General features: G+C 57.9%; 21 protein-coding genes. 11 read left to right on the top strand and 10 right to left on the bottom strand.

Annotated elements, in window-relative coordinates; translation table 11 throughout:
* Positions 1-10 precede the first annotated feature (10 nt).
* Positions 11-1,237, bottom strand: coding sequence for an acyl-CoA dehydrogenase family protein (locus H573_RS0116050; RefSeq protein WP_027875154.1), 1,227 nt, complete (start codon positions 1,235-1,237; stop codon positions 11-13).
* 111 nt (positions 1,238-1,348) lie between these two features.
* Here H573_RS0116050 and H573_RS0116055 point away from each other — a divergent pair, with 111 nt between their 5' ends.
* Complete coding sequence (locus tag H573_RS0116055) at positions 1,349-2,239, top strand: LysR family transcriptional regulator (RefSeq protein ID WP_027875155.1); 891 nt, start codon at positions 1,349-1,351, stop codon at positions 2,237-2,239.
* Between the two features lie 18 nt (positions 2,240-2,257).
* Here the strand turns inward: H573_RS0116055 and H573_RS0116060 are convergent, their stop codons facing one another.
* The 4 genes from H573_RS0116060 to H573_RS0116075 form a co-directional block, all read right to left on the bottom strand.
* A complete protein-coding gene (locus tag H573_RS0116060) occupies positions 2,258-2,773 on the bottom strand; it encodes a porin family protein (RefSeq protein WP_027875156.1) in 516 nt (171 codons plus the stop codon).
* A gap of 103 nt (positions 2,774-2,876) precedes the next feature.
* Complete coding sequence (locus H573_RS0116065; protein WP_027875157.1) at positions 2,877-3,794, bottom strand: sensor domain-containing diguanylate cyclase; 918 nt, start codon at positions 3,792-3,794, stop codon at positions 2,877-2,879.
* 118 nt (positions 3,795-3,912) lie between these two features.
* Positions 3,913-4,407, bottom strand: a complete 495-nt coding sequence (locus H573_RS0116070) for a DUF2059 domain-containing protein (RefSeq protein ID WP_161624284.1) — start codon at positions 4,405-4,407, stop codon at positions 3,913-3,915.
* A 90-nt stretch (positions 4,408-4,497) separates the two neighbouring features.
* Positions 4,498-4,935 (bottom strand): OsmC family protein, encoded by a 438-nt coding sequence (locus H573_RS0116075; protein ID WP_027875159.1) that lies wholly within the window; start codon positions 4,933-4,935, stop codon positions 4,498-4,500.
* A 290-nt stretch (positions 4,936-5,225) separates the two neighbouring features.
* On the opposite strand from H573_RS0116075, the gene H573_RS0116080 reads away from it, so the two are divergent.
* Positions 5,226-6,770, top strand: a complete 1,545-nt coding sequence (locus H573_RS0116080; protein ID WP_027875160.1) for a hypothetical protein — start codon at positions 5,226-5,228, stop codon at positions 6,768-6,770.
* Between the two features lie 76 nt (positions 6,771-6,846).
* On the opposite strand, the gene H573_RS18645 is transcribed toward H573_RS0116080, so the two are convergent.
* The 4 genes from H573_RS18645 to rpmE form a co-directional block, all read right to left on the bottom strand.
* Positions 6,847-7,098, bottom strand: a complete 252-nt coding sequence (locus H573_RS18645) for a hypothetical protein (protein WP_051171386.1) — start codon at positions 7,096-7,098, stop codon at positions 6,847-6,849.
* A 175-nt stretch (positions 7,099-7,273) separates the two neighbouring features.
* Positions 7,274-9,406, bottom strand: coding sequence for a TonB-dependent receptor (locus H573_RS0116090; RefSeq protein WP_027875161.1), 2,133 nt, complete (start codon positions 9,404-9,406; stop codon positions 7,274-7,276).
* A 247-nt stretch (positions 9,407-9,653) separates the two neighbouring features.
* Positions 9,654-10,901 (bottom strand): malic enzyme-like NAD(P)-binding protein, encoded by a 1,248-nt coding sequence (locus H573_RS0116100; RefSeq protein WP_027875163.1) that lies wholly within the window; start codon positions 10,899-10,901, stop codon positions 9,654-9,656.
* Positions 10,902-11,163: 262 nt separating this feature from the next.
* A complete protein-coding gene (gene rpmE / locus H573_RS19440) occupies positions 11,164-11,382 on the bottom strand; it encodes a 50S ribosomal protein L31 (RefSeq protein ID WP_084498123.1) in 219 nt (72 codons plus the stop codon).
* 247 nt (positions 11,383-11,629) lie between these two features.
* Here rpmE and H573_RS0116110 point away from each other — a divergent pair, with 247 nt between their 5' ends.
* The 5 genes from H573_RS0116110 to hslU all read left to right on the top strand — a co-directional run bounded on the left by H573_RS0116110 (position 11,630) and on the right by hslU (position 18,265).
* Positions 11,630-13,804 carry a primosomal protein N' gene (locus H573_RS0116110; protein ID WP_027875165.1) on the top strand — a complete coding sequence of 725 codons (2,175 nt, stop codon included), beginning with the start codon at positions 11,630-11,632 and terminating at the stop codon, positions 13,802-13,804.
* Between the two features lie 77 nt (positions 13,805-13,881).
* The gene (gene argS, locus H573_RS0116115) at positions 13,882-15,639 is read left to right on the top strand and encodes an arginine--tRNA ligase (RefSeq protein ID WP_027875166.1); all 1,758 of its coding nucleotides are present in this window, start codon (positions 13,882-13,884) and stop codon (positions 15,637-15,639) included.
* 2 nt (positions 15,640-15,641) lie between these two features.
* On the top strand, positions 15,642-16,250 hold the full coding sequence (locus tag H573_RS18650; RefSeq protein WP_036257047.1) for an SPOR domain-containing protein: 609 nt from the start codon (positions 15,642-15,644) through the stop codon (positions 16,248-16,250).
* Between the two features lie 110 nt (positions 16,251-16,360).
* Complete coding sequence (hslV, locus tag H573_RS0116125; RefSeq protein ID WP_027875167.1) at positions 16,361-16,900, top strand: ATP-dependent protease subunit HslV; 540 nt, start codon at positions 16,361-16,363, stop codon at positions 16,898-16,900.
* A gap of 45 nt (positions 16,901-16,945) precedes the next feature.
* Positions 16,946-18,265: an ATP-dependent protease ATPase subunit HslU gene (hslU, locus tag H573_RS0116130; protein WP_027875168.1), complete on the top strand. Its 1,320-nt coding sequence runs from the start codon at positions 16,946-16,948 to the stop codon at positions 18,263-18,265.
* A 542-nt stretch (positions 18,266-18,807) separates the two neighbouring features.
* Here hslU and rsmD read toward each other — a convergent pair.
* Complete coding sequence (rsmD, locus tag H573_RS0116135) at positions 18,808-19,407, bottom strand: 16S rRNA (guanine(966)-N(2))-methyltransferase RsmD (protein WP_084498128.1); 600 nt, start codon at positions 19,405-19,407, stop codon at positions 18,808-18,810.
* A gap of 112 nt (positions 19,408-19,519) precedes the next feature.
* Between rsmD and ftsY the strand changes: the two genes are divergently transcribed.
* From ftsY to H573_RS0116155, 4 genes are all read left to right on the top strand, one after another.
* On the top strand, positions 19,520-20,638 hold the full coding sequence (gene ftsY, locus H573_RS0116140; RefSeq protein WP_027875170.1) for a signal recognition particle-docking protein FtsY: 1,119 nt from the start codon (positions 19,520-19,522) through the stop codon (positions 20,636-20,638).
* Positions 20,635-21,306 carry a cell division ATP-binding protein FtsE gene (ftsE, locus tag H573_RS0116145; RefSeq protein WP_027875171.1) on the top strand — a complete coding sequence of 224 codons (672 nt, stop codon included), beginning with the start codon at positions 20,635-20,637 and terminating at the stop codon, positions 21,304-21,306. Before ftsY ends, ftsE begins: the two co-directional genes overlap by 4 nt.
* Positions 21,299-22,351, top strand: coding sequence for a permease-like cell division protein FtsX (gene ftsX / locus H573_RS0116150; RefSeq protein ID WP_027875172.1), 1,053 nt, complete (start codon positions 21,299-21,301; stop codon positions 22,349-22,351). The genes ftsE and ftsX overlap by 8 nt, the downstream gene beginning before the upstream one ends.
* 521 nt (positions 22,352-22,872) lie before the next feature.
* Positions 22,873-24,495: an amidase gene (locus H573_RS0116155; protein ID WP_051171387.1), complete on the top strand. Its 1,623-nt coding sequence runs from the start codon at positions 22,873-22,875 to the stop codon at positions 24,493-24,495.
* The last annotated feature ends 341 nt before the right edge of the window (positions 24,496-24,836 follow it).

A 24,836-nucleotide genomic window follows, 5' to 3' on the forward strand; every position in this document is an offset into this window, starting at 1 on the left:
GCGCCTCGCATTAGGGTGTGTTGTATTTGGCAAATTCTAGTCGGGCAATTAAATTGCGGTGCACCGCATCTGGCCCGTCGGCAATGCGCAACACCCTTGCCATTGCAAACATGGATGCCAGCGGCGTGTCATTGCTTAGGCCCGCTCCGCCATATAATTGAATGGCTTCATCCACAACATTTTGCAGCACATTGGGCGCGACCACCTTGATCGCAGAAATTTCGCTGAGCGCCGCCATGGCGCCAACTTGGTCGATCTTCCACGCGGCGTATTGTGTGAGTAGTCGGGCTTGGTCGATGGCAATTCTCAGGTCGGCAACGCGTTCGGGGTTGGCGCCCAACTTAATCAGCGGCTTGCCAAAGGCCTGCCGCGACTGACCGCGCTTAATCATCAACTCCAAGGCGCGCTCAGCGGCGCCAATGGCGCGCATACAGTGGTGAATACGCCCTGGCCCCAGTCGGCCCTGAGCAATTTCAAAGCCGCGCCCCAAACCCAAAATCAAGTTGTCTTTAGGCACGCGCACATTGTCAAACCACACCTCGCCGTGACCGATAGGCTCATCGAAGCCGCCAAACACCGGCAGCATACGTTTGATGGTCACCCCTGGGGTATTCATCGGCACCAACACCATGGAATGGCGACTGTGGCGCGCGGCATCCGGGTTGCTCAGCCCCATGAATACGCCGACTTCACAGCGCGGATCGCCCACGCCTGTCGACCACCATTTTTTACCATTGAGCACCAGCTCGTCGCCGTCTACCGCTATGGTGGCTTCCATATTGGTGGCATCGGAAGAGGCAACATCCGGTTCGGTCATAAAAAACACCGACCGAATTTCAGCGTTCAGCAACGGGGTAAGCCAGCGGGCTTTTTGTGCCTCGCTGCCATACTTCCACAACACCTCCATATTGCCGGTGTCGGGCGCATTGCAGTTAAAGACTTCAGGCGCAAAATGCGAACGCCCCATTTGCTCGGCGAGCACCGCATACTCGCTTACCGACAAGCCGGCACCGAACTCGGCATCGGGCAAAAACAGATTCCACAAGCCAAGTTCGCGAGCTTTTTCCTTAAGCGCTTCCACCTGCGGCAACACCGACCACTGCCCCCAGTCACCACCGTGTTTGCTAAGCAGCAACTCAGGCAGTACGGCCTCTTCAACGGGCATAATATGGTTGTCAATGAAATGACGAACTTGGTCGCGCAAGTCCTGGGCACGAGGGCTGAGACTGAAATCCATGATCGGCTCCTTACAGGTTTAGCCAACCAGATTACGGCTACTCAAAACATCAGTCTAATTTATTTTATAAATCAGTTATTATTCTGATTATGAATGAATTGAGTGACCGCCATGGACCTGAATCTGTTTCGCGTTTTTGACGCGATCTACCGCGCTGGCTCGTTAACGGAAGCCGCCCGCGACCTACACCTAAGCCAACCGGCGGTGAGCAACGCCCTGTCGCGCCTGCGCGAGCATTTCGACGACCCCCTGTTCATCAGGCGTGGCCGCAGCATCGCGCCAACCCCGGTCGCTGACACCATCGCCGACGACATCCAATCTGCGCTGAGTTTGTTGCAAGACAGTGTGCACCGCGGGCAGCATTTTGAGCCAAGCGCCTCACAGCGACGCTTTGTATTGGGTCTGGGCGACACCATGGAATTCCTGCTGCTGCCGCCACTGATCAAGCAGCTGTCAGCAAGTGCGCCCGGGCTTTCTATACACAGTCGGCGGCTGCGCCGGGATCAACTCAGCCGCCACCTCGCCCTTGGGGAGCTGTCATTGGCGGTGGATGTTCCCCAGCCTGTCGACAGCAGTATTGAGCAGCGCCCCTTGCGCAGCGAGCCGCTCTGCGTACTGATGCGTGCCGACCATCCACTAGCCGCGCAAGCTCTCACCATGGAAGGTTACCTGCAGGCGCGGCATATCGGTGTTTCCGGGCGGCGGGAAGGAGCGCTTTTTGAGGATATACAGTTACAGCAGCAGGGCTTCAAACGTCAGGTGCAGGTACGCGGTCAGAGCTACCATGCAGCCTGCCATGTTGTGGCTGCATCGTCGCTGCTCCTCACCCTTCCCCAGCAGCTGGGTGAGCGCTACGCCGACTTACTCGGTTTAGCGCTGCACCCCTTGCCTGCGCTTACCCCCACACTCGACATGACACTCTACTGGCACCGCAGCGCCAATGCCGACGCGGGGCACCGATGGCTACGCGAACAACTCACTGCATTGGCGGCAACGTTATGAGCGCCGCCGGCCAAATAGCTAGTATTGCATCTGCAGGCTTACTGTGAGGCCTTCCAACGCATATTCATCCCTATCTAACAAGCTCGCATACTCGATATTGAGGAGCGCAGGCGACTCAGTAAAAGAAACTTGCAGGCCTAGGCCATAACTCAAGCCACTGTTGCCACCATCTCCTGGAGCACCGCCATTCAGCTCAAACTTACTTCTACCGAGCAACGCATAAGGGTAGAGACGATCTGAAAGTGGCATGCCGGCACGAAGGTAAGCACCCAGCATATGATTAACGTCAATGCCGCTTCCTACATTCGTGGTCTCTCCCTCTTCACCGACCAAATACCGTAGCTCAATCGCGAAGTGCTCGTTAACAGGGAACCCCAACAATGCCCCATAGGCGGCTAGATCACCGTCAAAATCACCAGCTTCGTAGAGTATGTGAGAATAGATTGCGCCCACATAGACGACAGGGCCTTGCTCATTCGCCAACGCTGGAGACGACAAAACACCCAAACAGATAAAAGGAGCGAATCCCTTCATAACAACAATCCTTATAGAAAAATTTGCGCCATAGAGTAGCTGTTATAGCAGGGACAGCCATCTGGGGTAATACTTAGATATGTAAGGCATCACTAGGTAAACCTCAACTCGCAGCCGCAAGCTGGTTGCGTCCAGCGGACTTCGCGGCGTAGAGTTGCGCATCAGCCAGTGCCAGTAGAGCGTCCTCGCTACTGTCAGGCGTGGGAGCCAAGCAGGCCAAGCCCACACTGGCGGTAAGCACCGGCGCTATTGGCGACGCTCGGTTTGGCAGGGCAAGCTGTTTGATCGCGGCATTCAACGGCTCAAGAAGCTCCCGCGCTTGCTCAATGGAGGTATTGCCCATCACTAGCGCAAACTCCTCGCCACCGTAGCGGGCGCAGATGTCTGTGGAGCGCTTTGCAAACTGACCCAACAACTGCCCTACCTGCCTGAGACAATCATCCCCGGACTGGTGACCATAGGTGTCGTTGACCAGTTTGAAATAGTCGATATCAATAATTGCCAAGCTAACAGGCAGCCCAAGGCGGGCGCAGCGCCGCCACTCATTGCGAAAAAACTCGTCAAAACACCGTCGATTCGCCACGCCCGTTAACCCATCTGAGCGGGCGAGCTTGCTTGCCAGCTCTTCGGCTTGCTTCCTCTCGGTAATATCTTGATGGGAAATGACAAAATAGCTGACATCACAGAGAGAAAAACGCGTGACGCGCATCATGAACCAGCGCGACTGATCGGGATTGTCGCAGGGGTACTCCAGATAAAAATGGTTGCGCTGACTGCCGATTAAATCGCGAATGCCTGCCGCCGCGCGCCCAGCCAGCTCGTCTCCCGATGCCGCCGAGCGGTCGCACACCGACAAGTAGTTCTGCCCCATCCATTCACGGGGTGCGCCGCAGGCGTTTTTCTCTGCAAACTGCCGCCAGCGGCTGTTCACATAAAGGATCAAACCACTCTCGTCGATGACGGCGATATGCTCGGTCATCGTATCGAGGGTCATTTTCAGGAATTCATGCGACCGTTCCATGCCAACATCACCATTAAAGGACGCCCGTCGCATGCCACCTTCACTACTTACAACGGATCTTTTAGGTTGCGGGCAAATTAGCGGCCGTTGTATTCGCATTAACCCCTAGCGCGAATGGTTAGAGGAGCTCTTCTTTCTCTAGCCGCTGACTAACGCGACGACGAATCTCCGCAGACAAGCGCTCACCGTACTCTCGCCCCAGTTGACTGCTGCGCGCATTGATTGCCGGCGTGACCCGCAGCAGCGTTTTTCCCAGGTCGCTACGGTAAAACGTCAATAGCTCACGGAGCTGGGGCCCGGTCAATGCCTCAGTGTAAATCTCGCGCATTGCATTGGCATAGGCATCGCTGGCAATGAGCCGGCTGTAAATCACCGCATCAACCTCTTCTTTAACCACACTGTTCGCCGCTGCGGGTAAATTCGGGTAACTGGCCCGTAACTGACGGGTCAGACTGTCGTTAAACAGGCGGGAAAATTGGCTGGCAATGGTCGGCACCGACTGGCCAGTCAGCTCAAGCAAGCTATCAACAAGTGCGTGTTTCTCATCAGCAGATTGCGCATAACCCGGCATAGCGAACAGGCATGCGCACAACATTACAGCTGGTATTTTCATTGGCAGTCTCATCAACATTATTACTGCCCAAGCATAACCGCTCAGCCTGCCGACGTCCTGCTGAGGTGCACAACACCGCGATGGCAGAAACTATGTCGCCACGCTGACGGCTGCCTCCAACACTTTCTCGCCGCTGACAGAGTTAGCAATTAAGCAGGCTTTCTCAGATTTATGCAGCAGGCGCTCAGCCACCTCCACGCTGACACCCTCGGGTATTTGCAGGCGAGCGCGGGTAACAAAACGCGTAAAACGGACAGCTCCGTCGCTCTTCTCCAAGGTGCCATCGACCTCACAGGACAGACTCAACCACTCAAGGTGAGAGGCCCGGGCCACCGCCTTGAAAGTTAAAATAAAACAGTCGGCCATCGATGCCAGTATCAGCGTTTCCGGCGACCACTTGTCACCCGGGCCGCCAAATTCAGCGGGCGGTGCCGATAGCAGATTTTCCAGCCCTGCCGCACTCAAGCTAACGTCGGAAGCCGACTCGGCGCGACCACTAACTGTGTACAAATGGGGAAGTGCTTGCATCGGCGTTCTCCTTTCCAGGCAACCATTCAAACACAGCTCCCCGCCAGCAAAACATGCGCTTGATCAAGAACACCATCGCTTATTGAAGATGTGACTCACTCAACACCCAGATCAAAATAGGGGTAAATACTTAGGTACATTCGTAGTACCCCCTGTTCAAATCACAACTAAGACGCAACAAACGCTGTCCGTGATATTTCTGGGGCGACACCTAGCGGTATCTCGCTGACAGGCGGTGTCGTGATCTCGCTCCGCTCAAAGTAATAATTAAGGATGAAGGGAGACTTCTCATGCCAATTAAAAAGATGAAAAACACTCTGGCCCTGAGCGTTGCGCTCGCGGCTTCTAGCGCGGGACACGCGCAAACTGCTCCTCTGCCACTGGACGCATTGACTGGCCTGCTGGGCAGCATTCCCGGCCTTAGCGCCCTCCCCTTAGATTCACTGGGTAGCGGCGGACTGCCAGGGCTCGACGGCTTACCTGACGGCGGTCTCCCCGGGCTCGACGCTCTCGGCAGCGCCCCGGGTTTAGACGCCCTGTCACCCTTATTTGATGCCCTCGCCGGTCTTGGCGGTGGCGGCGCGCCAAGCCTGCCCGGCCTTGATGCTCTGCCGATTCCCGGCATGGACGGCGGTAATGGCGGCGCACCCGGGCTGGACGCCTTAGCACCGTTGTTTGATGCCCTAGCAGGTCTCGGTGGCGGCGGCGCGCCAAGCCTGCCCGGCCTTGATGCTCTGCCGATTCCCGGCATGGACGGCGGTAATGGCGGCGCACCCGGGCTGGACGCCTTAGCACCGTTGTTTGATGCCCTAGCAGGTCTCGGTGGCGGCGGCGCGCCAAGCCTGCCCGGCCTTGATGCTCTGCCGATTCCCGGCATGGACGGCGGTAGTGGCGGCGCACCCGGACTGGACGCCTTAGCACCGTTGTTTGACGCCCTAGCAGGCCTCGGTGGCGGCGGCGCACCAAGCCTGCCCGGCCTGGATGCTCTGCCTGTTCCCGGCATGGGTGGTGGTAGCGGTGGCGCACCCGGACTGGACGCCTTAGCACCGTTGTTTGATGCCCTCGCTGGTCTTGGTGGCGGCGGCGCGCCAAGCATTCCTGGCTTAGATGCTCTGCCTATCCCCGGCATGGACGGCGGTAGTGGCGGCGCACCCGGACTGGACGCTTTAGCACCGTTGTTTGATGCCCTCGCTGGCCTTGGTGGTGGCGGCGCGCCAAGCATTCCTGGCCTGGACGCTCTGCCTATCCCCGGCATGGACGGTGGCGGTAGCGGTGGCGCACCCGGACTGGATGCCTTAGCCCCGTTGTTTGATGCCCTCGCGGGCCTCGGTGGTGGCGGCGCGCCAAGCATTCCTGGCCTGGACGCGCTGCCGATTCCCGGCATGGACGGTGGCGGTAGCGGTGGCGCACCCGGACTGGATGCCTTAGCCCCGTTGTTTGATGCCTTAGCTGGTCTTGGTGGCGGCGGCGCGCCAAGTATTCCTGGCCTGGACGCTCTGCCTATCCCCGGCATGGACGGTGGCGGTAGCGGTAGCGGTGGCATCCCACCCCAGCTCCAAGGCTTTGTTGATTACCTTAGCCCCGCAAAGATCGAGAGCATTGTCGTTGCCCTGCAGGACTTTGGTACCGCAATCGCGGCTGATCCGCAGTCATTAGCGGGCTTTCAGGACACCCTGGGGCCAGATTTGGTATTCACGCTGATTCCGGTGGTAGGTGTAATGGCCGACGACCCAGCCTCTGCACCCGCCTACTTTACTGAAGGCGGAACCTTGCTGAATCCACAAATCACATTGTTGCCACCCATCCCGTTCATTACTGCGGAACTGGCAATGTAAGTTGTACTTGTTCGTCCTCCAGACGTACGAGATTTGCGCGGCTTAAGCCGCGCTTTTTTATTTTATAAAACAGTGATCAATCCGGACGAATGAACAGACCGTGACTGGTATTCAAGGACCCATCCAATTCCACGACAGCCGTCTCAGCACCGTGGTTTAACGAGCAGTTTACTACTGGCACAACATCTTGAAACAAGGGCCTGCGCACAAACCACAGACCGCCGCCAAATTCTTCAACGCGACGAATAGCCAGCAATTGTAGCTCGGAAAGTAACTCTTCAAGATTATGAGGGATCGGAGACTGTGTTTGGCGACGCTCAATGTTCATTTAAACACCCTCTTTTTAAACCGAGTTTACAGGCAGCATGCTCCGAGCATAGAAAGCTCGAAACGGAAGTTTTCACGAATATGATACCCGAAAGTCATGCGCTGATCGGCTCGCGAGTTGTACCTAGAAGGATTTCGCTTTTGGTCAGCCTCCATGCGCCGCGACTGCTTCCCCATTAGAACTGGTAACTCAGTCTCACTCCATATTCACGCGGATCGCCGACATACAGGGCATCAATACCTAACGACGGACTATTAAAGCGGTCGGTAATATAAAATTCATCGGTTAAATTCTCACCGAAGAGCTCTATACCATAGCGCTCTCCGCGATAGCCTAGCCGCGCGCCCAAGAGCCGCCGCGAATCGGCCTTCAAGCCGGCGGTGTTTTCACGGTCGGTGTAGCTGTCAGCGGCGTACGCCCAATTAATATTGGCAAAATAGCCACCCTGCTGCCAAGCGATGCCGATATTGGCATTTCGCAATGGTGCATTGGGAAAACGATTACCCGCAAAATCGACACCATCATCTTCGTATTCGGTGAACGCCGTGCTCACATAACCCGCGCCGCCGAACAGACTGAAACCACGCCCCAGCTCACCACTGAATTCCAGCTCAACGCCTTCAGACTGCGCCTCACCGGCATTGTCAGTGCGGAAATTCGCCGCATCTACACGCACACCAATCTGCATATCGCGATAGTCGATACGAAAGGCCGTCAGCTGCGCCTGCCACCGCGCACCTCGCCACTTCACCCCAAGGTCATAATTATTGGTGTACTCGGGGCCATAACTGGGCGACTCGCCATCGCTGACAAAGTCTACCGAACCAGCGCGATACCCCTGGCTGGCAGCAACAAAGGCGGTCACGGCGTCATTGAGATCGTAGCTCAGCGCCACCTTTGGCAAAAACACGGAGTCGCTGCTTGGCGCCTGTGCATCACTGTCCAACAACGGCTTTAAAAGCGGGCTGAGGTCACCGGGCAGCGTGGTGCCGGTAATCGGGTCGACGGGGCGAGCCCCCTTAACAATAAACGCACTACGACTGTCCGCGTCATTTTCTTCGTAGCGCACGCCCAGCGTCAGCGTCCAGTCGTACGCAAAGTCCCAGTCAGCCTCGGCATAAATGGCTTGAGTGTCAGCTTCCCGCTCAGCGATCAGGTCCGCATCAGCTCGCGCCCGGGTTCCCGCACCGAGCTCATAGGGCAGGTCGACACTTGTCGAGTTTCCCTGTAATTCATCTTTGGCGAGATAGGCGCCAACAACGCCCTTCAGGGTGTCACCGGCGTATCGCAAACGCAGCTCAACCGCTCGGTTTTCAGCTTCGACGGAATTGATGAAAAAGCCACCATCCTCAGCCGAAATATCGTAGTCGCCCTTGCGAATATTATCGTTGTTGCTGCCGCTCACAATCAGGCTGAGGCGAAGCGCGGCATTAATATCCACATGCTGGGTGAGCACGGCCAGCGTGCTATTGTCATCATAAAAGCCATCAACGTCATCGCTGGCCTGTCCTTTGCGCGCCAAGTCCGGCGACTGGTATTCGTTGCCCTCGCGTAACTTACTGTCCTGCAGAGTGAACTCGAAGGAATACCAATCGCTGCCAGCCCAGCCCAGTTTGAAGCGCTGCATATAGCGTTTGCGCGCCTGCCACTTATCATCATCCAAGGTGATATTGGTCACCTCACCGTCGGTTTGATTGGTTTCAGCAGCGTAGCGAAATGCCAGGTCACCCACTATTGGGCCGCCCACCGCGACACCGGCTTCACGACCACGGTAATTCGATGCCCCTACCTTAAGCTTGCCCGAATAGGTCTCACTGGATGGCGACTCACTCTGGATCACGACCGCCCCCGCCAGCGAACCGGGGCCAAAAGCCGTGGATTGGGGGCCGCGATAAAATTCCACCTGTTTTACGTCCCAGGTATTTCCCACACCCCGGCCAGGCTGGCGAGCGCCATCAATAAAGACACTGACCGTCGGCCGCCCTGTACCACCCGGGCCAATACCCTCATTGGAGATACCGCGGACAGAGAATTTATCCTCCCTTGCGGCATTCAAATTTGGGCTTCGCAATAGCAAATCGTAGAGATCGCGCACATTCATGGCATCGATAGTGTCGGCAGAAACAATACTGACACTGCCAACAGTATCCAGGCTGCTGCGCTGCATTGGGTCACCCGTGACCAGAATCTCCTCGAGCTTCGGTTGGCTAGACGTCGGTTCTGAGTCCTGCGCCATAACGACAGGGCTGGCGATAACAAGCGCGACGCCCTGCAGCACAGCGGCGCGGGCAGAGAAGAAACGTGACATTAGGGATTCCACAGCAGAAGGCTAATGATAAGCATTATCATATATACACTGTGCAGGAACAAGGCCTTGGTGCGCACAGCATCTACATAAAGAAATGCAAACCTGTCGGGCGCCCAGCCCACTGGAGCATTCAGTAAGAACAACTTACAGACAGCCATGACGGCTCCGACGCCTGCCACCCCGAGTTGATAGTAGCGCTTTATGGGCATAAAAAAGCCGCGCAATGCGCGGCTCTAACATAAGCTGATTAGCTCAGCGGGTAGTGATCTGGGTAGGGCAGCAGAGCAACACCACTGTCGACGGCCGCGCGAGCCACCGCCGCTGCGACCGAACCCAGCAAGCGCCGATCCACCGGCTTGGGAATAATATAATTCGAGCCAAAGCTCAGCTCACCACATTGGCAAGCATCAACCACCACTTGTGGCACTTCTTCCTTAGCCAACTCACGAATGGCGTGAACCGCGGCCACCTTCATCGCTTCATTAATCTCCGTGGCACGCACATCCAAGGCACCGCGGAAGATAAATGGGAAACCCAAAACGTTATTAACCTGATTGGGATAATCAGAACGCCCGGTAGCCATAATCAAGTCGTCGCGCACGCTCATCGCCAGCTCTGGTGAAATCTCTGGGTCAGGGTTTGAGCAAGCGAATACGATCGGCTTGGCAGCCATACTGCGCAGCATGTCTTCGCTCAACAGGTTGGCACCAGACAGACCGACAAACACATCGGCACCGTCAATCGCCTCAACCAAGGTTTTGGGACCGGCGCCGTTGGCAAACTCTTCTTTATATTCGTTTAAGCCTTCACGACCCGGCGTGATCACGCCGCGGCGGTCGATCATAAACAGGTTTTCGTATTTCGCACCCAGGCTGATCAGCAAGCGCATACAGGCAATGGCCGCCGAGCCTGCGCCCAGGCAAACGATGCGCGCACTCTCGATGGATTTGCCCTGAATCTCCAGCGCGTTCAGCATGCCCGCAGCCGTCACGATGGCAGTGCCGTGCTGATCGTCGTGAAAGACTGGAATATTGCACTGCTCAATCAGAATCCGTTCAATCTCAAAGCACTCAGGCGCTTTAATATCTTCCAGATTGATGCCGCCAAACGTATCGGCAATACGGCGCACCGTATCAATGAAGGCCTGAGAGTCTTCCGCGTCCACCTCGATATCAATGGAGTCGATATCGGCAAAACGCTTGAACAATAGCGCCTTGCCTTCCATTACCGGCTTGCTGGCGGCAGGGCCCAAATCACCCAAACCAAGAATTGCGCTGCCATTGGAGATAACCGCGACCAGATTACCCTTGCTGGTGTACTTGTATGCGTTGAGCGGGTCCTTGGCGATCTCGCGCACCGGCTCAGCCACGCCCGGGCTGTAGGCCAGCGAAAGATCGTATTGTGTTTCGGCGGGCTTGGTCAGGCTGATACCAATTTTGCCTGGCGAGGGGATCGAGTGGTAATCCAGAGCCGCCTGCTTAACATCTTTGGACATTGTCATGCTCTCGGTTTGTGCATTCCAGAAGGGCGAACGCGTAAAGGTGGTCAGGTGCGTTCATAAAGGCGTGAAAGCATATAGAAAACTGCCTTCACTCACAAGCCACACCGTGGCTCAGCGCCCCGCTATCAGCGGGTTTCAAAGCAAGCCTGCAGGCATAGTAGCGCCCCGCGACTCACTAAAAAAAATGCCCAAGCGCTGGCGCCCGGGCATTCTCGCGATCATCAACGCCAAACTCCGTGGCGCAAATGCAAGCAACTTAGCTTTTAACACCACCGCGGCTGCCGAAACGCTTGCGGAAGCGATCAACACGGCCGCCGGTATCCAGCATTTTCTGCTTACCAGTGTAGAAAGGGTGGCAGGCAGAACATACGTCTACGTGCAGGTCTTCCGCCAGGGTTGAGCGGGTTTGGAACTGGTTACCGCAGCTGCAAGTAACGCTAACATCTTCGTACTTTGGATGGATATCCGCTTTCATCATTAGATCCTCTTTGGACGCCGCCACCCGATCTCTTGCCGGGCACCGCGCTGGGCTGATGCGCTCAGTGGAAGCTGGGAAGAGCAGGGATTTGCACCAACCAACTGAACAAAAAACCACCGAAAATTAGGCCGCGCATCTTAGCAGAACTGGACATATAAGCAAGCACTGACAAGCGCCAACGCGAATTATGCTCTCAACCAGCTACAGATTCTTATACACTGGCGGTTTTGCGCAAGCCCTCACCATGGCCGACACCCTCGCTTCCATCGCCATCCCCTGCCCCCTTAGACGCAGTTTCGACTACCTGTGGCCGGCGTCGTTGCAGCGAGAAATACAGCCTGGCACGCGGGTAAAAGTGCCTTTCGGGCGGCGAGAAGTCATTGCCGTTGTGCTCGGCCCCGCCGACAACACCGACGTCGATGCCAGCAAATTGAAAGCCGTGATCGCGGTGCTTGACGACGACCCGAGTTTATCCACGGCCCTGTTAGGGCTGGGAAAATGGGCCGCACACTACTACCACCACCCCATTGGCGACTGCCTGCACCAAATGCTGCCCTTGGCGCTGCGACGCAACACACCACCGACGGCAGAAAACACCGCAGCGTGGCAGCTCCGTCCAAATGCTGATATCGCCACACTCTCTCCGCGTGCCCACCAGCAGCGCGCGCTGTTCAACGCCCTATTGGAAAACGGCCCGTTATCGCGCGCAGACATCACTGCCCTCGGTTTTAGCGCCAGCATTGTGCGCGCCTTGCAGCAGCATGCACTTATTGAAGAAGGCGAACCGTCCAGCAAACCCGCCCCCGCCGAGCAGGGGCCTACGCTCAACAGCGAGCAAGCCGACGCCCTGCAACAAATTATCGATAGCGACGGCCAATTCGCCCGCTTTTTACTCGACGGCATTACCGGCAGCGGCAAAACCGAGGTGTATCTGCAAGCCATCGCCCACGCACTGGCCAACGGCAAACAAGCCTTGGTACTGGTGCCCGAAATTGGCCTCACCCCGCAGACGCTGCGCCGCTTCGAACAGCGCTTTCCCGGTCGCGTACGCAGCCTGCACTCCGGCTTAAGCGAGCGGCAACGCTGGCACAACTGGCAAGCCGCCCGCGACGGCCGCGCCGACATTATTCTGGGTACGCGTTCAGCCGTATTTGCCGACCTGCCACGCCTGGGCCTGGTTATCGTCGACGAAGAGCACGACAGCTCCTATAAACAGCAAGATGGCTGGCGCTATTCTGCCCGCGACATTGCCGTAAAACGCGCAGCCGATAGCCAGTGCCCGGTTATTCTCGGCAGCGCCACCCCCAGCTTCGACAGCCTGCATAACGCAGACCTGGGTCGCTATCAGGTGTTGCGCTTGCGCCAGCGCGCCGGCAACGCCTGCGAGGCGCCAATACGGCTGCTCGATATTCGCCAGCACGCCTTGCAGCACGGCTTGAGTGACACCCTGCTCAACGCCATCAGCAGTAATCTCCGTGCCGGCAATCAAAGCCTGCTGTTTCTCAACCGCCGCGGTTTTGCCCCCACCTTGCAATGCCATTGCTGCGGCTGGATTGCCGACTGCCACGCCTGCGACGCGCGCATGACCGTTCACTACAAACGCCGCCAATTGCGCTGCCATCACTGCGATGCTATTCGCGCCATGCCAGCCAGTTGCCCGGACTGTGGCAACAGCCAGTGGATCTACGATGGCCCCGGCACCGAGCGCCTGGAAATGTTTTTAAACCAACACTTTGACGCCCCGGTGCTGAGAATCGACCGCGACACCACCGCCGGGCGCGACAGCATGGCTGAGCTCGTTAAAGAGGTGAATAAAGGTGAACCCTGCATTTTGGTCGGCACCCAAATGCTCGCCAAGGGCCACCACTTCCCCGCCGTGACACTGGTCGGTATCGTCGATATGGACGCCGGTCTGTTCAGCGCCGACTACCGCGCCACCGAAAACAGCGCCCAACTTCTGCTGCAGGTCGCCGGGCGCGCCGGACGCGCAGACCGGCCCGGCGAAGTTTTACTGCAAACTCACTGCCCTGCCCATCCCGCCTTACAGAGCCTGAGTCAACACGGCTATCGCGACTTTGCTGCCGCACAGCTGGCCGAGCGCCGCCTGCTCGACCTGCCGCCTTACACCTTCAGCGCGGTGATTCGCTGCGATGCACCGCAGCTGCACGATGCCGAGCAGTTTTTGCAGCAGCTGCGCAACTCCCTGCAGCCGCCCGCACCCGGCTGGCAACTTCTCGGGCCTCTGCCCGCGCCTATGGCCCGCCGCGCGGGCCGCTTTCGTGCCTCTCTTATCCTGCAAGCCAGCGAGCGTCGCACCTTGCATCAGCAGTTGGCAGCGGCCTGTAATGTGGCAGAATCCCTCAGTAGGCGCGGTCAATTGCGCTGGTCGGTCGACGTCGACCCCATCGAAATGTTCTGATAGTGGCGGCCGGCGCCTGAAACAGCGATAATACGCGGCCCCAAAATTCCCCATATTCAAGAGAGTTCGAATTCGACATGAAAGATATCGTCGCCACGTTGATTGATCAGGCGCTAACAACCCTGCGCAGCACTGCCGAATGGCCCGAAGATCTTCAGCCGTCGATTCAACTTGAGCGCTGCAAAGACAAGGCCCACGGCGACCTCGCCTGCAACGTGGCAATGATGCTGGCCAAACCACTGCGCAGTAATCCCCGCGCCATTGCCCAGCAAATTGTCGACGCCCTGCCCGCCAGCGACGACGTGGTAAAAGCGGAAATCGCCGGCCCCGGCTTTATCAACTTCTTCATGAATGAAGCCGCTAACTTCCGCGTGATCAAAGACATCTTTGCCAAGGGCGAGCAATTCGGTCGCGGCGACGCGAAAAACCAGCGCATCCAGGTAGAGTTTGTGTCCGCCAACCCCACCGGACCACTGCACGTTGGCCACGGTCGCGGCGCCGCCTATGGCGCCAGTGTTGCCGATATGCTCGCTGCCGCAGGCTACGACGTGCAGCGCGAATACTACGTGAACGATGCCGGCCGCCAGATGGACATACTCGGTACCAGCGTATGGCTGCGCTACCTGCAAGCCTGCGGTGAAACCCTCACCTTCCCCAGCAATGGCTACCAAGGTGACTACATTGCCGACTACGGCCGCGAGCTGCACGCCAGCCACGGCGACCAGTTAATGCGCAGCGCGTCGGACGTTTTCGACGGCGTATGCGCTGATGAACCTGCAGGCGGCGACAAAGAGAAGCACATTGACGATCTGATCAATCGCGCCAAAACCCTACTCGGCGACGACTACCGCATTGTCTTCGACAAAGGCCTGAACGCCATATTGGGCGATATTCGCGAAGACCTCGGCGAGTTCGGCGTGCACTATCAAGAGTGGTTTTCCGAGCGCAGCCTGACTGCCGACCCCGACCAAGTCAGCCGCGCTATCGCCCGCCTGCAAGAAAACGGCTACATCGAAGAGCGCGACGGCGCACTGTGGTTTTTGTCCACCCGTTTTGGTGACGACAAAGACCGCGTGGTAAAACGCGACAATGGCCAGACCACCTACTTCGCCTCCGACATCGCCTACCACCTGAACAAGTTTGAGCGCGGCTTTGATCGCGTGATCAACATTTGGGGCGCCGACCACCACGGCTACATCGCCCGCGTGAAGGCCGCACTGCAAGCGCTGGACATCGACCCCGAGCGACTGGTGGTACGACTAGTGCAGTTTGTCTCGCTGTTTCGCGGCGACCAGCAGGTGCAAATGTCTACCCGCTCCGGTTCTTTCGTGACCCTGCGCGAGTTGCGTGAAGATGTCGGCAATGACGCCGCGCGCTTCTTTTACATTATGCGCAAAGCCGACCAGGCCACCGACTTTGACCTGGAGCTGGCCAAGTCAGAAAGCAAGGACAACCCGGTTTACTACATTCAATACGCCCACGCTCGCGTGGCCAGTATCCTGCGCAAGCTGGAGCAAGACGGCCAACAGTGGACGCAGGAGGCGGGCCTTGCCCAACTCACCCTGCTCGACAAAGACGTGGAAAAAGCCCTGCTGGTGAAGCTGGCACGCTACCCCGAGGTGCTTGCCAGCGCCGCGGAACAATTCGAGCCGCACAGCCTCGCCCACTACTTGCGCGAATTGGCCGGTGACTTCCACAGCTATTACAACGCCCACAAAATGCTCGGCGAAGACACCGCCCTGCGCGATGCACGACTGGCACTGTCAGTCGCGGTGCAGCAAGTACTACGCAACGGCCTGAGCCTGCTGGGCGTTTCCGCCCCCGAGGAAATGTAAGCATGGCTGCGAAGAAGCGCCCAACACGCGGGGCCACCCGCAGTAAGGCGGCTAACAAGGGAATGCCCGCCTCCATTTTGCTGGGTACCGGCTTTATCGCTGGCATTCTCAGCACGGTGCTGGTGTTCAACGCCATTGGCGAGCGCGATACCGCCGGCACAGCGGCCACCGCTCAGACGGCCAAACCAAAAGCGAGTAAGCAAGCAGACGCCAGCAAGCCGGAAAGCACCACCAAGTTTGACTTCTTCACTGTGCTACCCGAGCGCGAGGTGATCGTTCCCGACGAAACCCCAGCACCAAAGCGCGCAAGCAAAGTCACTACCGCCAACGAGAAGCCGCCGCGCCCCAGCGAAAAAACCTTTCAGACTGGCGAGCGCTACATTCTTCAGGCGGGCTCTTTTCGCAGCAATGACGACGCCGACCGTCGTCGCGCGCAAATTTTGCTGCTGGGGCTCGACGCCAAGGTGGAGTCCGTGCAGGCCAATGGCGACCTCTGGCACCGGGTTTACGTCGGCCCGTTCCAAACCCACAACACCCTCGCCAGTGCCCGCGCCAAACTGATCGGCGAAGCCATCGATACCTTGGTCATTCGCCAGAAGACCACCCCGTAAAACGATCCCCCGCGCTGCCTTGAAAATTGCAGCGCCGCCCCCATAACTATTTTCTCGAGCCGCTCCACAAGGGGCGGCGCGCCTGTTCACATATCTAAAAGGAGTCCCGCGTGGAACAGTTTCGCGGCACCACTATTCTTTCTGTTCGTCGAGGCAATCAAGTGGTTGTTGGCGGCGACGGCCAAGTCACCATGGGCAACACCGTGATGAAGGGCAATGCCCGCAAGGTACGACGCCTGTACAAAGACCAAGTGCTGGCGGGATTCGCTGGCGGCACCGCCGATGCCTTCACCCTGTTCGAATTATTCGAAGCCCAGCTCGAAAAGCACCAGGGCAAACTCGTTAAGGCCGCTGTGGAGCTGGCCAAAGCCTGGCGCAGCGAGCGCTCATTGCGCCAACTCGAAGCCCTGCTGATTGTCGCCGACAAAGAAACCACGCTGGTGATTAGTGGTAATGGCGATGTGATTGAGCCCGAAGACAATATGATCGCCATTGGCAGTGGCGGCTCCTTCGCCACCGCCGCCGCCCGTGCGCTGATGGACAACACCGAACTCGGCGCTCAAGACATTGTAGAAAAAGGCCTGAACATCGCCGGCGATATCTGCATCTACACCAACCACAACCGCCGCATTGAAGTCCTCGATTACTGATCCGAACACATGACACGCTCGCCGATGCGGGCGACTGGAGCCACCATGTCACAAATGACACCCCGTGAAATCGTCCACGAATTGGACAAACACATTGTCGGCCAACAAGACGCCAAGCGCGCCGTTGCCATCGCGCTGCGCAACCGCTGGCGCCGCATGCAATTGGCGGAAGACCTCCGCGCTGAAATCACGCCCAAGAATATTCTAATGATCGGCCCAACCGGTGTCGGTAAAACCGAAATTGCCCGCCGCCTGGCCAAACTGGCCAATGCGCCCTTTATTAAAGTGGAAGCCACCAAGTTTACCGAAGTGGGTTATGTCGGCCGCGATGTTGAGTCCATTATTCGCGACCTCGTCGACGTATCTCTGAAGTTGCACCGCGAACAGGCCATGGAGCAAGTCGCCCACCGCGCTCAGGACGCCACTGAAGAGCGCATCCTGGACGCCCTGCTGCCACCCGCGCGCGGCGAACAAAGCGAGGAAGAGCGCAACAGCAGCACCCGGCAAATCTTCCGTAAAAAACTGCGCGAAGGCGAACTCGACGATAAAGAAATCGACATTGAAGTCAGCAGTGCACCGGTCGGTGTGGAGATTATGGCGCCCCCCGGCATGGAAGAAATGACCAGCCAACTACAGGGCATGTTTTCCAAAATGGGCGGCGACCGCAAAAAGACCCGCCGCCTCACCGTGAAGGCCGCCTACAAGCAGATTCAAGACGAAGAAGCCGCCAAGCTCATTAACGAAGAAGAGCTGAAGACCCGCGCGATCGAAGCGGCGGAGCAAAACGGCATTGTCTTTATCGACGAAATCGACAAAGTTGCCAAACGCCAGGAGTCCGGCGGCGCCGACGTGAGCCGTGAAGGTGTGCAGCGCGACCTGTTGCCATTGATTGAGGGCTGCACCGTCAGCACCAAACACGGCATGATCCGCAGCGACCACATCCTGTTCGTCGCCTCTGGTGCCTTCCACCTGAGCAAACCCTCAGACCTCATTCCCGAACTGCAGGGCCGCCTGCCTATTCGCGTGGAACTCGAAGCCCTCACCCCCGACGACTTTGAGCGCATCCTCACCGAACCCCGCGCCTCCCTGACCGAGCAATACCAAGCCCTGCTCGCCACCGAGGGCCTGCACGTGAGCTTTAGCGAAGACGGCATTCGCCGCATCGCTGAAACCGCATGGGAAGTGAACGAGCGCACCGAGAACATCGGCGCGCGTCGTCTGCACACCGTGATGGAACGCTTGCTGGAAGACGTTTCGTTTAGCGCCGGCGACCGGGCAGAACCGCTGAACATCGACGCTGACTACGTCAATCAACAACTTGGCGAACTGGCCAAAGACGAAGACCTAAGCCAGTTTATTCTATAAGCCAAACGGAGCACGCCATATGGCGTGCTCCCCTCGAATCTGCGGACCTGCATGCTCTTTAAGCTTTGGTAACGCCTGCAGGACATCTGCCTCGTAACCGCAGGGAACAACGGTAGGAGCGGGCCTGACCGCGATCGATACACAGCCCCTACCGTTCGCTCAGGTCGCCCTCAGGCGGGCTCCTACAAAAAACAAAACGTGCATCTCTCGTAGGAGCGGTTTTAACCGCGATGAGGGTTCCAACAAAGCTCATCGCCATCAGCGCTTTGGGCCCTAGCTAATCACTCCATCATTCGCGACTTACAGCGTGCCCCGCGACCGCAGGGAACGTTTTGGGTAGCGGGCCTCACCGCGACAAATCTCAGCTCAATACCATCGCCCTCAGGCGGGCTGGCCAAAGCACTCGCTCCACTCGCGGGCCACACTGTCCTACGGCACTCGCTCCGCCCACGGGCAGCGCACTCACCTCGGCCGTTCGTGTAGGAGCGGGCCTGACCGCGACAAACCACGCGCGATGTCTCTCACACGCACGAAAAACCCCGCTACGCCGCCACCTCAAACAGGCGATATTCAACCTGGCCCGCGGTTTTATGCTTTAACATTCGCCAGCTTGGCGGCACCGTCACGGGCTCGCCTTTGGCGGTTTCCACATAGACCAAAGCCCCCTCGTCCAAGCGGTCTTCGAGCGCATCGATAGCTGGCATCAACAAGTCTTTATTAAATGGGGGGTCGAGAAACACGATATGCCAGCCCCGCTCCGCGCCCGCCAAAAACTGTGCGGCGCTGGTAGTGGCCACGTCGGCATCGCGGCAACCCAGCGTTTGTAAATGTTGGCGTATTTGCTGGGCGGTGGCACGGTCTTTCTCGACAAAATGACAGTGCGCAGCCCCCCGCGACAGGGCCTCCAAACCGAGTGCACCCGAGCCGGCAAACAGGTCCAGGCAGCGCGCCCCGACAATATGCGGAGCCAGCCAGTTAAATACCGTTTCGCGAATCCGGTCACTACTCGGGCGCAGGCCCTCGGCGCTGGTAAAATGCAGTTTCCGACTGCGCCACTGGCCGCCAATAATGCGCACCACACCCGCAGCACCTTGGCGTGGCGTCACCTGCGCCGAGCGATCACGTTTGGAACGAGGGGCCATAAAGGGATCCTGAAGTGTAAAACCGCGCCACGACATTACTCAGTGACGGCCGAGAAGTGGTAGGATACGGCTTTTCTTTTCCCTGTAAACCAGACCCTGCAACCAGAGCCCCATGACCGATACCGAGAAGTCAGCCGTTACTGAAGCGGAAAACGCCCAAGAGCCCAAGAAGAAAAGCTTTTTCACCCGCTTTAAAGAGTCCTTTGTCGGCTCCGAGGAAGACTTGGCGGCGGCGGAAGGTTTTATCGCCGACGAAGAAATCGCGCCCTGGCAACACATTGAACTGTCGCCCGAAGAGCAGGCATCGCTGCTGGTTAAGTTCAAAGAAGGCCTGAGCAAAACCGGCGCCCAACTCGGCGAGGGCATGGCCAATCTCTTCCTTGGCCGCAAAGAGATCGACGACGAGCTTCTCGATGAAATTGAAACCCATCTACTGATGGCCGACGTTGGCGTGGATGCCACCACCGAGATTATCGACAACCTCACCCGCCGTATGTCGCGCAAGGAACTGGATAACCCCGAGGCCTTGTACGTTGCCCTGCAAGAAGAGCTGCGGGTGCTACTGGAGCCTGCCGAACAAGAGCTGGTTATTCCCGACAAAACCGGCCCCTACGTCATTTTGATGGTAGGCGTAAACGGCGTGGGCAAGACCACCACCATTGGCAAGTTGGCCAAGCAATTCCAGGCCGGTGGTCGCTCGGTCATGCTCGCCGCTGGCGATACCTTCCGCGCCGCCGCCGTTGAGCAACTGCAAGTGTGGGGCGAGCGCAATAACGTACCAGTTATCGCCCAGCACACCGGCGCCGACAGTGCCTCGGTACTTTACGATGCCCTGCAAGCCGCCCAGTCCCGCGATGTCGATGTGCTGATCGCCGACACTGCAGGCCGCCTGCACAACAAAGACAACCTGATGGAAGAGCTGAAAAAGGTAGTGCGGGTACTCAAGAAACTCGACCCCGACGCCCCCCACGAAGTGATGCTGGTACTCGATGCAGGCACCGGCCAAAACGCCTTGTCGCAAGCCAAACACTTCCAAGAAGCGGTAGGTGTGACCGGCTTAACACTCACCAAACTTGATGGCACCGCAAAAGGCGGTATTGTATTCGCCATATCCAAGCAGCTCGGCCTGCCTATTCGCTTTATCGGTGTTGGCGAAGGCATTCTCGACCTGCGCCCATTCCGCGCCGATGAATTTGTCGGCGCTCTGTTTGGCTGGCAACGCAAGCAATGATCCAATTCGAGCAGGTCTGCAAACGCTACCCCGGCGGGCATCAGGCGCTGAACAACCTCAGCTTCCATATGCCCCATGGCGATATGCGCTTTTTAACCGGCCACAGTGGCGCCGGCAAAAGTACCCTGCTCAAACTCATTATGGTGATGGAGCGCGCCAACAGTGGCCAGGTGCTGGTCGACGGGCGCAATGTTTCCAAGCTACCCGCCCGCCACATCCCCGAATTGCGGCGCAAGGTGGGCGTGGTGTTTCAAAACCACCAGCTGCTGTTTGATCGCAGCGTCTTTGACAACGTCGCCCTGCCACTGGTCATTGCAGGCTACGGCCATCGCGATATCGGCCGACGGGTGCGCGCAGCCCTCGACAAAGTTGGCCTGCTCGACAAAGAACGGCAGAATCCCATCACCCTGTCTGGCGGCGAACAGCAGCGCGTAGGCATCGCCCGCGCCGTGGTGAACAAACCCAAACTGCTGCTGGCCGACGAACCCACCGGCAACCTGGACCCGCAGCTGTCGGCAGAAATCATGCACCTGTTTGAACAATTCAATCAGGTGGGCGTGACCGTGCTGATCGCCACCCACGACCTCTCTCTCATTGCGCGCATGCCCTACAAATTGCTCAGCCTGCGCCAAGGCCAACTGGTTAGCGCCGGGGGCAGCCATGAGTAAATCAAAACAAAAGGGCAGCGGCGCCAGTAAACTGCCCAAGCGCCGCCTCGGCCAACTGCAAACCCCGGCCAAGCCCTCACGGCGCGAATTGAGCGGTGCCAAAACTCACCGCACCCGCTTCAGTGACCAGTGGCAAAGTTACCGCAGCCACCACCGTCAGGTGGCCAGCGAAAGCCTGCGGCGCCTGTTAAAACGCCCCCTCGCCACATTAATGACCACACTGGTGATCTCCATCGCCATGGTGCTGCCCGCCGGTTTATATGTCGGCCTGAACAACGTTGAAGCCGTCAGCCAAGGCTGGGATGGCGCCGCGCGATTGTCGGTGTTTTTAAAATTCAGCGTCAGCGATCAAGACGCGCAAAAACTGCGTCAGCAACTCGCCGACCGCAAAGACATTGCCAGCGCCGAATACATCTCACCCAGTGAGGCATTGGAGGAGTTCCGTCGCCGCAGCGGCTTTGGCGACGTGCTCGACCAGCTGGACAGCAACCCTCTGCCTGGCGTTCTGGTACTGAGCCCCACCGCAGACAACAGCAGCCCTGAAAAAATAGAAGCCCTGCGCGACCAGCTAAACGCACTGCCGCAGGCCGACCTGGTCAAGCTGGACATGGAGTGGCTGCAACGCCTGAACCGCATTACCGATATCAGCCGCCGCCTCACCCTGGCCCTCGCCGCCATGCTCGCGGCAGGCGTGCTGCTTATCGTAGGCAACACCATCAAACTGGCCATCGAAAACCGCCGCGACGAAATTCTGGTTGTGAAACTGGTCGGCGGCACCAACGCCTTCGTCCGCCGCCCCTTCCTGTACATGGGCTTCTGGTACGGCCTGTTCGGCGGACTACTCGCCTGGTTACTACTCGCCTCCAGCCTGCTCTGGCTAAGCGGTCCGGTCAAAGAACTCGCCGGGCTCTACAACAGCAGCTTCAGCCTGCTCGGCCTCGGTGTACTCGATAGCCTGATAATGTGGGCCAGCGCTGCCGGCCTCGGCCTACTCGGCGCACTCCTCGTCGTTGGCCGAGAACTCCGCGCCATCGAACCCAAGTAAACGACTACAAAGCGCCGCTGGGCTTGTGGAAGGAAGCTTTCATTGTGACTGCATAAAACGCACGTAGGACAGCACGCCCCACGATATGTAGGAGCGGGCCTGACCGCGACCCATCCACAAACCCCTACGGTTCCGCTCGGGGTCGCCCTCAGGCGGGCTCCTACAAGGGGCCACACTGTGCTACAAAAACACCTCGTGCCCCACATGTAGGAGCGGTTTTAACCGCGATGAGGTCCCAACAAAGCTCGTCGCCATCAGCGCTTTGGGCCTAGCTAAGCGCTTCGCACCATTCGCGACTGAAGTCGCTCCTACAAAAACACCTCGTGCCATCTGTAGGGCAACATGCCCCATCTCTCGTAGGAGCGGGCCTGACCGCGAATAATCTACTTATTTAATGAAATCCCCCCTTCATTTCAGCCCCCTACACCCGGCCTACCACTACAACCAAGCCGCGAACCGCTCAACTCGATGGCACTATTATTGCTTCACATAAATCCTGACGTTAACCGAGGAAATTTTAAATGCGACCGAGTATCAAGCGCGCCTTTTCATCCACCTATCTCGCCATTTCAGTAGCAGTTATTAGTGCTTGCGGTGGAGGCTCCAGTTCCTCAACTACCGGTTCGCTGCCAGATACTCCCGCGCCTACAACCTTTGAGCTGCTTGAGGCCACAGTGGCGGATATCCATGCAGGCTTTCGCGGTGAACAAGTTGATGAATCCGGCCAAGCGCTTAGCTGCGTAGGTTTAGCCGAACAGTACATTGAGCGCATAGAACAGCTGGACAACAGCACTGCAACCGGCTTACCCATCAATAGCATCGTTAGCATTAACCCCCAGTGGCGCGAACAGGCCACAGCACTTGATGAGGCCTTCGAAAAAGATGGCCTCACCGGCCCGCTGCACTGCGCGCCCGTTTTATTGAAGGATCTCTTCGATACCTACGACTTCCCAACCACCGCATCGTCACGCGCACTCGCAGGCTCCCAGCCACCTGACGATGCCTTTACGGTTGCTCGACTGCGAGAGGCCGGCGCACTTATTTTGGGCAAAGCCGGCATGAGCGAATACGCATTCTGGATACAAAGTTTTAACAGCGTCTCTTTGCGAATTGGCACGCCCTATGACACCTCCAAAGATGCGGGCGGCTCCAGTGGCGGCAGCGCGGCCGCCATTGCCGCCAACTTCGGCCTGCTGGGTACCGGCTCCGATACCTGCGCCTCTATACGCCTACCGCCCTCCAACAACTCCCTTGTCGGCGTGCGCTCCACCGTTGGATTAGTATCGCAAGATGGCCTAGTGCCACTCTCGCACACCATGGATGTAGGGGGCCCCATCACCCGAACCGTTCGTGACGCCGCGTTGATGCTGGATAGCATGGCAGCGGTAGATCCGGCCGACCCAAGAACCCATGCCGCAGAGCGCCGACAGCCATCGACCTACCTTGACTCCCTGGACACAGATGGCCTGAAAGGAAAGCGCATTGGCGTGTTGCGCAGCTATGGCGGTACCAACGCCTTTGGCGACAATGCCGACGTGAATGCTGTGCTAGACCAGGCACTGATCGACTTAGCCGCTGCAGGTGCTGAAATTATCGATCCAATAACCCTTCCCGAGTTTGAAGATATTTCCAATACGCTTATTGTTCAGGAATTCGCCGATCACATGGATGAATACCTAGCGAGCTTCGCGGCCCCTCGCTCTGACACCGTCGACATATTCACCAGTGGCCTAGTGCACCCGTTTATCGAGGCACTCATTGGTGCAAGCCTTGCAGCGAGAGATACCAGTTCGCCCAGTTATATTGCAAAGCTAGAAAAACGTGAGGAACTGCGCTACTACGTTGAAAGCGAGATGGATGCACTCGACCTGGATGCCTTGGTTTACCCCCCGGTCCAACAACCTGCAAGAATTACCGGCACATCGCAAACGAATAACTGCAGCTTTAGCAGCACCACTGCCATGCCTTCTATCGTTGTACCCGCCGGTTTCTCAACTGATCAACCAGCACTGCCGATTGGAATAGAATTTTTTGGCCGGCGCTGGGATGAGGCCACATTGTTTAGTATCAGCTACGCCTACGAGCAAGCCACAAAGCACAGACGCCGCCCCTCATTACCCGGTGACCCACTCCCTGAGTCGTGAACCAATGATGGCTTTGCGCCTAAAAATTTTGACTCAAAGCCATCGGGCTCGCCCCCCTGTAATACCGCAGCGAACGTTTTAGGTGGCGAGGTTGACCGCGACCGATCACTACTACCGTTCGCTCGGGTCGTCCTCAGGCGGACTGGCCACAGCACTCGCTCCACTCGCGGGCCACGCTGTCCTACAAGGAGCCACACTGCCCTATAACAACACCCCGTGTCGCACGATCTGTAGGACAACGTGCCCCATGACCGCAGGGAATGTTTTGGGTAGCGGGCCTGACCGCGACGAATCTCGCAGGATCTCAGCGACCACGCTGTGGGAGCGGTTTTAACCGCGAT

It is taken from the genome of Neomelitea salexigens DSM 19753, assembly GCF_000422345.1.
Lineage (GTDB): Bacteria > Pseudomonadota > Gammaproteobacteria > Pseudomonadales > Spongiibacteraceae > Spongiibacter > Spongiibacter marinus_A.